This is a genomic window from Synechococcus sp. R8-2, assembly GCF_047461715.1.
Classification (GTDB): domain Bacteria; phylum Cyanobacteriota; class Cyanobacteriia; order Thermostichales; family Thermostichaceae; genus Thermostichus.
Genome location: NZ_JANSHQ010000070.1, coordinates 1 through 10,049, shown reverse-complemented (window position 1 = coordinate 10,049; position 10,049 = coordinate 1). Strand labels below are relative to the sequence as shown.

Genomic DNA, 10,049 nt, shown 5'->3' with positions numbered 1-10,049 from the left:
CTGCAGAGGGTTTATGAGGTTGCCTATCGGATTTTCCAGCAAGAGCTGAGAGACCATTTGGCTCCTGGAGAGTTGGAGTTTATCCGCCCCTTAATCACCCAGGTACAGGTGGCCTTGCTGTTTTAGAGCTAGATACTTTTTTGCTTTTTGCATTTTTCGGTGCTAGAGCGCTCTATCTCAACTAGCCGGAGACTTCAGTGTCGTTGGAGTTAATGTTAGCGTTGTAGTAAATCTGCCCAAGGGGTATTCAATTGCTGGAGGGATCGCCATAAGATTTGGAGCGTAAACAACCGTTCTCCCAGCTCAACAACCAACGAACTGTCAACTGCACCCTGCTCCTATTTGGATGCTTAAAGCTCAATAACGACTTGGATTGGATAACCAGGGGATCCCTTATGAACGGCACCAGCTCTATCTCCAATGGCTCAGTCACCTTTGATCCCTACACGCCCGTTTTGGCCAACTACTACACACCCAGCGCTTATCTGCGAAGCGATTTGGAATCGGGCTTACTGGAAAGTCGCCACGGTGAACGTCTCTTGGCCCTTCCAGAGGCATTGCTGCGGGGCATCTACACGGGCCTGGAATACGAGACCGGCCAGGCTGCTCGTTTGGTGTTGCGCAACTGTGGTCGGATGTGGGGCAAGGAGTTTTTCCGCCGTTTTGCCCAAGAACTCTCCGACTACTACCAGAAGCCTTTGGCCGAGCTAGAGATGGGCACCTTTCTGCAAAGTCTGAGACAAGCCTGGAAAGCTCATGGCTGGGGATTGATCGAGATCGACTGGACTTACAAAGATCAGGGAGTCCTGGTGGTGTCGATTCGCAATTCTCCCTTCGCTGCTGTCACCCCTCCCCATTTCAAGCGTCCGATGGGCTTTCTGGAGGCAGGGCTGTTGGCCACCTGGTTTAGCCAGCTAACCGGCCAGGATTTGCTCTGCGTGCAAACTGCCAGCGAGGCTTTGGGAGCGAAGAGCAATTTGTTTGTCGTAACCGCTGCTGCCCGCCTCAAAGAGGGAGAAGCCTGGGTGGACTCCGGCCTCAGCCACGAGCAGATCCTGGAAAAGCTCCTGCAGCCCAGCTAGGCGATGGGGGCTGGTTTTCCCCAGAGGGATGGGATCCCAGTAGAGATGAGTCTGTATAATTTTCTGGAAGCAAGGCGAGCTCAAGCGCGCGAGGGTGTGGCCATTGGGGTGGCGAGTCAGAGCAATTCGGGGAGCCATCACCGTACCTACAAACAGTGCCGAGGCCATTGGCGCGGCGGTGGCTGAGCTGCTGGATACGCTAGAGCACCGCAACGCCCTCGATCCGGCTGAACTAGTCAGCGTTATTTTTTCCGTTACCCCTGATTTAAATGCAGCTTTTCCCGCCCAGTTTGCTCGTCGTCGCCCCGGTTGGGAGTCGGTGCCTCTGTTGGATGTGCAACAGATGGAGGTGAGCGGCGACTTACCCCGTTGCATTCGGGTTTTGATCCAGTTGAATACTCCACTTGCTCAAGCGGACATGCAGCATGTTTATCTGCGAGGTGCCCGCGAGTTAAGGCCAGATCTCAGCACTGTTTGATCGATCCATACAGCACCAGCACAGGGTTGACACTCTCACCGACTAAAGTCGGGGGATTTCTACACTGGAGGTGGGACAGTCTGTTGCCATGGGCAACATGGGGCATGATGGATCCCGGATTTGCCCCGCTTATTCTGGGGGAAAAGAATGGCTTAACTCAAGTTGATCCGGGTCGTATCACTACTGATTTGGGAAGGCGCAGAACATCCAGATTCACTCATAGACTTACTTGGACTTACAGTCATTTTAAACAGGTATGAAACATTTCCATCCAGCTCCCCTTTCTTTTTGGGAGATGGGGTGATGGCAGCGGCACAGAGCACTTGGGGGGCTTCTCAATTAGCTTAAAATGACTCTACTTAAGATAAGAGTAGATCTGAGAGCTCAAGGAGACAGCTTTTCTCGCAGACGGTTTTCCCACTGTTGCAGTTGCTCTTGGCGAGCGGCCACCTCTGCTTCGCGACGGCTCAGCTCTTGGCTTTGCCGAGTCAAGGATTGCCGCCAGCTTTCAATCTCCGACAGATCCACCAGACTGTGGGTTCGGGATAGGTTGTGCAACATCTCCACCAGCTTCATGGCTGCCTCTTCCACCCGCCGTACCTGCCGCTCTTCCGAAAGCTCAACCAGCAGCAACACCCCAATGTTGTAAGGGCCAACCTCTTTGCAGGTGACCCCTTCTGGCTTGCGCAGCGGCATCCAAACCCCGTCCTCGGCCTGCCGGGCCAAGAGCTGCAGCTCCCCCTGGCCGAAGAGACTTTTTTTGTGTACCCGTGCCAGATACAGCATGGAACATGCAGGAAGATGCTGCCGATTTTAGCACCGATCCCTTTTATTGAAGAGGGATCCCGTCCCTACACCCAAACCTGGGTTTTGTTGTCCGTGCCACCAGGAGGATCAATGCTAGGATCGGCTGTGGAATGGATAAGGCTCAACGCTCTCCCGTCTTCATCGTTTAGGGATCCCTGGCATGTTTCTCACCCAAAGCCCCTACTTTTTGATGGCAGCGCTGGTGGCGATTGCCAGTGGAGCCATCTTCGCGGTTCGGTTCATCAAGCGCGAGGCCTCCGCTGAGTACGACGTGATTTTTGCCACGATGGGCCTGATCTATTCCGTCTGTTTGCTCTTGGAAGGTCAGCGGCTCATTCCGTTGCTGTTCTTTGCCCAGGTGCTGTTGGCGGTGATGGCCGGCTGGTTTGCCCTCGAAACTTTCCGGTTGCGCATCCTCTTGAGTGAAAAGGCACGGCAGGTGGGCGGGGCTCGTCCGACCGTTCGGCGGCAAGGCTTCAGCCGCACCTATCCCCCGGATGGCTATGCCCAAGGGCGCACGGTTTCCACCCGGGCTGAGGGATCCCGTATTCGCGACACCTCCTCCACCCGCTCCATTCCCGAAGGCAGCGCAGAGCCGAGCCGTCGCCCGCGGCCCCAACTGACCAGCGATACCCGTGTGCGTCCCCGCCGCCGACCCGAAGGGGATGAGTATTACGAGGAGCCAGGGGTCCGCCCGCGTCAGGATACGGACTACGATGAACCAGCACCGCCGCCAGAGGCCCGCCGCCCCCGTCGTCCTGCCACCGAAGAGTATCCAGAGGATGTGGATGTGCAGGAAGAGCGCAGCACAGGTACAGCTACCCGCCGCCGTCCCCCACGGCTGCCCCAAGACCAAGGGGAAAGCTACGCAGATGAACCCCCCCGCCGTCCTTCCCGCCGCGTTGTCGAAGTAGAGCCAGTAGAGGTGGAGCCAGAAGAGTATGATGACGATCTGTTCTGATAGGCTCTCAATGCCGATCTGAACTTGATAGAAGCAGCGCCAGGGTCAATTAGTCGGATCCCTCAGCCTGTGTTGCGCATCCCGGCGGCAATGCCGTTAATGGTAAGTAAAGCTCCACGCAGAAGTTCAGCTCGGTCGTAGCGTGTTCGTCCGGTGCGGGATCCCTGATGCTCTCGCAGGCGCTTGAGGAGGGAGACTTGGATAAAGCCGAGGGGCACAATAGAGCGGTTGCGCAACTGCACCGAGCGCTTCAAATAAGGGTCGTTCTCCAACAGTTCGCTGTGACCCGTAATCTGCAGCACTATTGTGCGAGTACGGTGCATTTCTTGGGCAATACACTCAAACAGCTCCATCGCCCGCTCTAGACGTTCTGGAGAGCTCATCTCCCGCACGTAGTGACGCGCTATTTGCAAATCCACCTTGGCCAAGGTCATCTCCACTTTGGAGATCACCATGCGGAAGAAAGGCCATTCGCGATAGAGGTGCTGCAGGTGGTTGAGGTTGTGCTCGCCCCTGGCCACGTATTCCTGTAGGGCGGTGCCAACCCCATACCAGGCCGGCAGGAGAAAGCGGCTTTGCGTCCAACTGAATACCCAGGGAATGGCCCGCAGGGATCCGATGTCTTTTTGGCTACCGCTGCGGCGGGCGGGACGGGAGCTGATCTGCAGTTGGCTGATCTCTTCAATGGGGGTGACCTCGTGGAAAAACTCCACAAAACCTTCCTGCTCATAGACCAGGTTACGGTACACCTGCCGGGAGCGCTCCGCCAAGGATTCCATCAGGCGCGACCACTCGTGCAGATCGTTGGGGTAGGTGCGCAGTAGGCTGGCCTGGATCACGGCGCTGGTGACGGTTTCCAGGTTAAAAATGGCCAGATCCTGGAGGGAATACTTGGAGGCCAGCACCTCTCCCTGTTCGGTAATTTTGATGCGGCCCCCCACACTGCGCCCTGGCTGAGCCAAGATGGCCTCGTAAGCCGGGCCCCCTCCACGGCCCACCGAACCGCCCCGGCCATGGAAGATCTGCAGCTTCACCCCGTAGGATTCGGCCACCGTCTGCAGGCGTTGTTGAGCTTTGTAAATCTCCCAGTTGCTGCTCAAAAAGCCGGAATCTTTGTTGCTATCGGAGTAGCCCAGCATCACCTCCTGTAGATTCCCCTGCTGAGCCAAGTACTGGCGATAGAAAGGGATCTCCAGCAACTGCCGCAAAACTTCCGGGGCCCGCTTCAGGTCTTCGACGGTCTCGAACAGCGGCACCACCGCCAGGGATCCGCGACCGCTAATGGGATCGTAGAGACCCACCTCCTTGGCCATCAGCAGCACCTCCAACAGGTCGCTTAACTGGCGGCTCATGCTGATTACATAGGTTTGGCAAATGGCCAAGCCGAATTCCTGCTGCATGCGGCGCAGGGTGCGAAAGGTGGCGATCAGCTCTGCTGTCTTATCGGAAAAGGCGATCTCCAGCGGTATCAGAGGCCGACGGGTTTGTAGCTCCTGCAGGAGAAAGGCGGTTTTTTCCTCTTCCGTCATCTCGTTGTAGGGACGCGGCAAAATGCGCAAGTACTCGAAAATTTCCGTGAGAGCGGCTTCGTGGTAGCTGCTGTCTTGGCGGATATCCAGATGGGCCAGGTGAAAGCCAAACACCTGTACCTGTTGAATGAGATGATCCAACTGACGGCAGGAAAGGCCGCTGTTTTTCAAGCTTTTCTGGATAAGCTGCAAGTCGGCCAGGAATTCTTCCGCGTTGGCATAGGCGTTGTCCACAGGGGGAGGGGTGGGCAAACAAGCGGAGTCGGCCAAGTTGCGGTTGCGCTCCCGCGTTAACTCCAGCCGCCGCTGAATGTAGCTGAGCTTGAGGCGGTAGGGCTCTTGGCGGTATTGCAGCGAAAACGATTCGTAAACCTCAGGCATGAGGCGGTGATCCTGCTCAAGGGCATCCAGCAGTTGGCTGTCCACATCCCCCCAATGCAGGGAAATGCTCAGGGTTTTGGTGAGAGCCTTCACCGATTCGATGTACTTGCCCAGGATGAGGTTGCGCTGATAGCGAGCCGTTTGCCAGGTAACATCGGCGGTGACGGAAGGGTTGCCATCCCGATCCCCGCCTACCCATGAGCCGAAGTTGCAAAATCCTGCCGGCGGCGGCTCGACGCTGGGAAAAGCCTTTTTCAAGCTGCGGCTGAGGTACTCGTGCAGCAGGGGGATGGCCTGAAACAACACCTCTTCAAAATAGTGCAAGGTGTAATCGACTTCGTTCAAAACAGTCGGCTTGGACTGATGCAACTCGTCGGTACGCCACCAAAGCAAGACTTCTTCCGCCATCTGTTCTTTTATCATCTGGGCCTGCAAAGGCTGGGTTTGTTCTGCCCAATCCAGTTGGCTGAGCAAGCGAGAGAAGGCCCGTTGCTTCTCGCGAATGGTGTGGCGGACGATCTCGGTGGGGTGGGCGGTAAAAACCATGCGAATGTGCAACTGCTCCAGCAATCTGCGCAGTAGGCCCGGCGGCACCCCTTGAGCCCGCAGGTAAGGGAACAGCCGTTCAAATTTTTCGTTTTCTCGCACGGTACGTTGTTGGCTATCCACCATGCGCATGTCCGAGTCTTCTGCCCGTTCGTAGTGCTGTTCAACAATGTTGATCAACTGGAAGAAGAGGGCAAAGGCCCGTGCCGTTTGGATGGTGGCGTCGAGGCTGAGGTACTCGATAATTTGTAGTACCTCTGGGATCGGGTACTCCAGGGCTTGTCCTTCTGGGGAACACATGGAACGCAGTCGCTGCAACAGATCCACCAGAGACTGACCGCACTCTTGCAGGATCACCGATTCCCAGAGTTCTTCCACCAATTGCAGGCGACGGTTCAACAGGTTGTTCCTGCGGTTGAAGGCTTCGTTGACTTGAAGGGAATGGGCCAAGGGATCCCGTTCCCCAAACAGGGATGCCTCCTTCAGCCCGTTGGCAGAACCCGCTGCCCCCTCTGCAGCGGTCAGGTGGGGGGAAGAGGTCATGAAGGCAGCTCCTAGAATAACCATCCCAATATTAGAGCCTGTTTGTCGAAACGGCAGATGTAGCAGGTATCACGCTCAGATTGCGGTCTTCTCCGCGTCGGATTTTGTAGTTGAGCCTACAAATTGCAAGAAAAAAGTGTTTTACCTTGCCGCAATACCGGTCTAATGCCTTGTTGGCAGGAGTTCTGGTGGCTGCCACCCTGTTTATCAACGCACATCTGCTGGATCCCGACCAGGGATTGGACAAAATCGGGCAACTGGGTTTTCACGTCGGTGGGGGATTTTTGTTTGCCTGCGGATGAGGCGGGGATCCGCTCAGGGGTGACCACGGTGGTGGATGCGGGGACTTCTGGCACCCTCACCTTCCCGGCGTTTTGTGAAACAGTGGTGTCAACTGCCCAGACGCGGGCTTATGCTTTCATCGATCCCTCTCTCCTCTACATCGCCACTGCGGATTTCATCGCCCACCGCCTCAGGCTGGCTGTGGATTGGAAAAATCAAGATCTGGATCGGGCCAGAGCAGTGATCGAGGCCCATCGCCAGGTGGTGGTTGGCCTCAAGGCTCGCCCCACCCTCAGGCCGGGAGAGAGGGAATCGCCCACACTCGCTTCCGCTCTGATTCTCGGGGAGGAATATCGCCTGCCGATCATGATTCATCTGGGCCGCTTCCCGATGGATGAGGTGTTGGATCCCTTCGATTTGTTGGATCGCCTGCGTTCGGGAGAGATTGTCAGCAACGAACAAAAGGCCCGCGCCCGCGACTACGCATTGCAGGTGGCAGAGCTAGAATCCAAGGCAATTGCAGCTTTCAACCGCAAGCTGGCAGCCTTGTCACTGCTTTGAGCCACTCTGGATTGGATGCCCATTTTGTGATCTCGGATCAGCAGTGGATGGAACGGTGTCTATCCCTGGCCCGTTCTACACCTCAGCGTCCCTCTCCCAATCCGCGGGTGAGTTGCGTGATCGTGCAGGGGGATCGGGTGGTGGGGGAAGGCGTTCATCCGGGGGCAGGGCAGCCCCATGCGGAGGTGTTGGCTCTGCAACAGGCGGGATCCCTGGCCAGAGGCGCAACGCTCTACGTCAACCTGGAGCCCTGCAACCACTATGGGCGCACTCCCCCTTGTACCGAGGCCATCCTGGCCGCCGGGATCCGGCGGGTGGTGGTGGGGATGCAGGATCCCAATCCCTTGGTGGCTGGCAAAGGGATCCGCCGCCTGCAGGAGGCGGGGATCGACGTGACGGTGGGAGTGCTGGAGCGGGAGTGCCAGGAGCTGAACGAGGGGTTTGCCTTCGCCATTGTGCGGCAACAGTGTTTCGGCCTGCTGAAATACGCCATGACCCTGGATGGCAAGAGCGCCGCCGCCACCGGCCACAGCCGCTGGATCAGCAACTCTCCGGCGCGGCAGTGGGTACACCAACAGCGGGCCTGGCATGATGCCGTCATCGTTGGATCCCGAACCGTTTGGCAGGATAACCCGCGCCTCACCTGTCGCCTGGCGGAGTTGCAGGGATCCCAGCCGTTGCGGGTTGTTCTCAGCCGTTCTCTGAACCTGCCCCCTTCTGCCCATCTGTGGCAGGTGGAAGAAGCGCCGACATTGGTGATCACGGAAGCCCCAAAGATCCATCCCCTCTGGGGATCCCTGGCCGAGCAGGGGGTAGAACTGCTGCATCTGCCCCAGGTAACCCCCTCGCGGGTGGCACAAGTGCTCTTTCAGCGGGGGTGTCTGAGCGCCCTCTGGGAATGCGGGGGTACGCTGGCCTGGGCAGCCCTCAAAGATGGGGCGATCCAGAAAGTAGCCGCCTTCATCGCTCCCAAGATCCTAGGCGGAGCCGCTGCGCCAACCCCGGTAGCAGGCGAGGGGATCCCTGATGTCAACCAGAGCTGGCAACTGGTGGAGCCGCGGCTGGAGACCTTGGGGGATAACTGGTTGATCATCGGAAAGATCTCCTCTTCAGTTGGCCACAGTAACCTACTAAAGTGACCAGCTTTCGATTGCCATACAGGGAGCTTCAGGTTTCTGAACGAACAGGCTGATATCTGTTCAATGTAAATGGATATACTCATCAGAAAAACACGGCATTTCTGCAAAGTGGGGTTCAGAATTGAGCTCAATTGTGCTAGGCTGGTCAATGTTTTGGGGGGGTCAATTGACGTTTTGGTAAGGTCAGCAAAATCAAGCTGTAGGGATCTATCGAGATTTTCCTGAGGTGAGCCTTGCAAACGGCAACGACGAAGACTCTAGCCTCTTTGTCCAGCCCTTCTTTGCTTGCCCAGTGAGCGGCTTGAAAGTCGTCCTATCTCATTTTCAAGTACAAATCCCAGGATAAGGAAGGGCATTGTGTTGAATCTTTTTGCCGGCCTCCTGTTTGCATCCGCTTTCCTCAGCCCATCGGGAAACGTCGTCATCGAGGGGGATCCAGGGGAGTGGGTTTTCGCCGATCATCAAGTCCTAGAAGGGGTTACTCTAACCCTTCTCACACGGCCCGGAGAGAGCTTGGCCTCTTGGAGAGAAATGCTCTCCGTCATGGACGTTCATGTCGAGGGATCGCCGCGCTTTCTCGCCAACCACATGCGGGACAACATCCTGGCTAGCTGCCCCCAAACGACTTGGGAGTTTCATCGGGAGAGCGAAGAAGATGTGCTCTACGAGTTCCGCAGTGCTGGTTGCCGTGGAACGGTGAGTGGAGTTGAGGAACATGAGATTGGCCGGATCACCCGAGGCCCGCGCGGCAGTGTGCGCATTGCCTACGCCGCCAAGCCCCAGATGATGCCTGAACTGCGCAGCCGCTGGCTGAACTTACTGGGCAGCGAGGTGGGGACAGCTCAGGGTTTTCCCATTCGCAACCTCAGCGGGGCGATTGCACAGCCTTCTTCCCCGGTTTCGGAAGCCCCAACCGCAGAGCGGCAGATCGCCCGGTGGCTGCAGGAAGCAACCGATGCCCTGAAGCAGCAGGAAGATTTGCTGGCTGAGCTGGATCGCCTGGGTCAGGAAGCGCAAGCAGATGCCCGTGCCTACAGCGGAGAGATCCCCAAAGGGGCGGGGCTGAAGACAATCGGCCTGTACCGAGGTCGGGGGGACGGCAGCCCTGGCGAGGCCACAACCGAGTTCAAGACCACTGACACCTTGATCTGGGCCATCTTGCCGGTGGGCAACCTTCCTGCCAACGCCAAGGTGGAGATGCTCTGGTACTACGAGGGCGGAGAAGCTGGGGGCGAGCAACTAATCCGCAAGCTCGATGTTCCCTGGGATCCCGGCGACACGGTGCAAGGCTATTTGAGCTTCAGCCAGCCCTACACCGGCCGCTACCGCGTCGAGATTCATGTCAACGGCGAGAAGGTGGGAGTTGGCCGCTTCACAATCCAATAGTCTCCTGCAAGAAGTACCCCTCCTATGGGGTTACACAGGCTTGGGGGTGGACAATCTCCATCACCAACTCCGACGGGGTGAAGACTGTTGTGCTGGGATCCAGAGGGGGGCTTGCTATCCTCGACGGGTTCTGCTGACAGGCCTGGCTTTGAGGTTGTAGATAAGGCTGGTGCGGTATTGCAACAGCAAATTGCGCAGATAAAGGGGCAAGTTGCGTCGGTAGAGGGAGCGGGTTTTGCGGTAGATAGACTTGCTGCGCCGGTTAATTGCTTGGCTGCGCCGCTGCAAAGAGGTTTGGAGTGGACGTTGGAGTGCCAGGGATCCGGGCGCACGCATCAACCTTGGCCGTACCAT

The 10,049-nt window shown here is 57.3% G+C and carries 9 protein-coding genes; 6 read left to right on the top strand and 3 right to left on the bottom strand.

What is annotated here, in order from left to right; genetic code table 11:
- Positions 1 to 395: 395 nt before the first annotated feature.
- Positions 396 to 1,082 carry a V4R domain-containing protein gene (locus NW819_RS01790; RefSeq protein WP_414412713.1) on the top strand — a complete coding sequence of 229 codons (687 nt, stop codon included), beginning with the start codon at positions 396 to 398 and terminating at the stop codon, positions 1,080 to 1,082.
- 103 nt (positions 1,083 to 1,185) lie between these two features.
- On the top strand, positions 1,186 to 1,560 hold the full coding sequence (gene aroH, locus NW819_RS01785) for a chorismate mutase (protein ID WP_011433434.1): 375 nt from the start codon (positions 1,186 to 1,188) through the stop codon (positions 1,558 to 1,560).
- 384 nt (positions 1,561 to 1,944) lie between these two features.
- Here aroH and NW819_RS01780 read toward each other — a convergent pair whose 3' ends face one another.
- Complete coding sequence (locus tag NW819_RS01780) at positions 1,945 to 2,346, bottom strand: hypothetical protein (RefSeq protein ID WP_414330894.1); 402 nt, start codon at positions 2,344 to 2,346, stop codon at positions 1,945 to 1,947.
- Between the two features lie 181 nt (positions 2,347 to 2,527).
- On the opposite strand from NW819_RS01780, the gene NW819_RS01775 reads away from it, so the two are divergent.
- Positions 2,528 to 3,328 carry a Ycf66 family protein gene (locus NW819_RS01775; RefSeq protein ID WP_414399556.1) on the top strand — a complete coding sequence of 267 codons (801 nt, stop codon included), beginning with the start codon at positions 2,528 to 2,530 and terminating at the stop codon, positions 3,326 to 3,328.
- A gap of 62 nt (positions 3,329 to 3,390) precedes the next feature.
- Here NW819_RS01775 and ppc read toward each other — a convergent pair whose 3' ends face one another.
- The gene (ppc, locus tag NW819_RS01770) at positions 3,391 to 6,327 is read right to left on the bottom strand and encodes a phosphoenolpyruvate carboxylase (protein ID WP_414412712.1); all 2,937 of its coding nucleotides are present in this window, start codon (positions 6,325 to 6,327) and stop codon (positions 3,391 to 3,393) included.
- A gap of 288 nt (positions 6,328 to 6,615) precedes the next feature.
- On the opposite strand from ppc, the gene NW819_RS01765 reads away from it, so the two are divergent.
- The 3 genes from NW819_RS01765 to NW819_RS01755 all read left to right on the top strand — a co-directional run bounded on the left by NW819_RS01765 (position 6,616) and on the right by NW819_RS01755 (position 9,695).
- Complete coding sequence (locus NW819_RS01765; protein ID WP_414412711.1) at positions 6,616 to 7,170, top strand: hypothetical protein; 555 nt, start codon at positions 6,616 to 6,618, stop codon at positions 7,168 to 7,170.
- A gap of 26 nt (positions 7,171 to 7,196) precedes the next feature.
- A complete protein-coding gene (gene ribD / locus NW819_RS01760; RefSeq protein ID WP_414412714.1) occupies positions 7,197 to 8,309 on the top strand; it encodes a bifunctional diaminohydroxyphosphoribosylaminopyrimidine deaminase/5-amino-6-(5-phosphoribosylamino)uracil reductase RibD in 1,113 nt (370 codons plus the stop codon).
- A gap of 357 nt (positions 8,310 to 8,666) precedes the next feature.
- Positions 8,667 to 9,695, top strand: a complete 1,029-nt coding sequence (locus NW819_RS01755) for a hypothetical protein (protein WP_414412710.1) — start codon at positions 8,667 to 8,669, stop codon at positions 9,693 to 9,695.
- Positions 9,696 to 9,809: 114 nt separating this feature from the next.
- Here NW819_RS01755 and NW819_RS01750 read toward each other — a convergent pair.
- Positions 9,810 to 10,049 (bottom strand): hypothetical protein (locus tag NW819_RS01750; RefSeq protein ID WP_414390845.1); only part of this gene is annotated, 240 nt, incomplete at its 5' end.

Coding starts and splice junctions, on each gene's coding strand:
- NW819_RS01775 (WP_414399556.1), top strand. CDS start 2,528: ATGTTTCTCACCCAAAGCCCCTACTTTTTGATGGCAGCGCTGGTGGCG.
- ppc (WP_414412712.1), bottom strand. CDS start 6,327: ATGACCTCTTCCCCCCACCTGACCGCTGCAGAGGGGGCAGCGGGTTCT.
- NW819_RS01790 (WP_414412713.1), top strand. CDS start 396: ATGAACGGCACCAGCTCTATCTCCAATGGCTCAGTCACCTTTGATCCC.
- NW819_RS01780 (WP_414330894.1), bottom strand. CDS start 2,346: ATGCTGTATCTGGCACGGGTACACAAAAAAAGTCTCTTCGGCCAGGGG.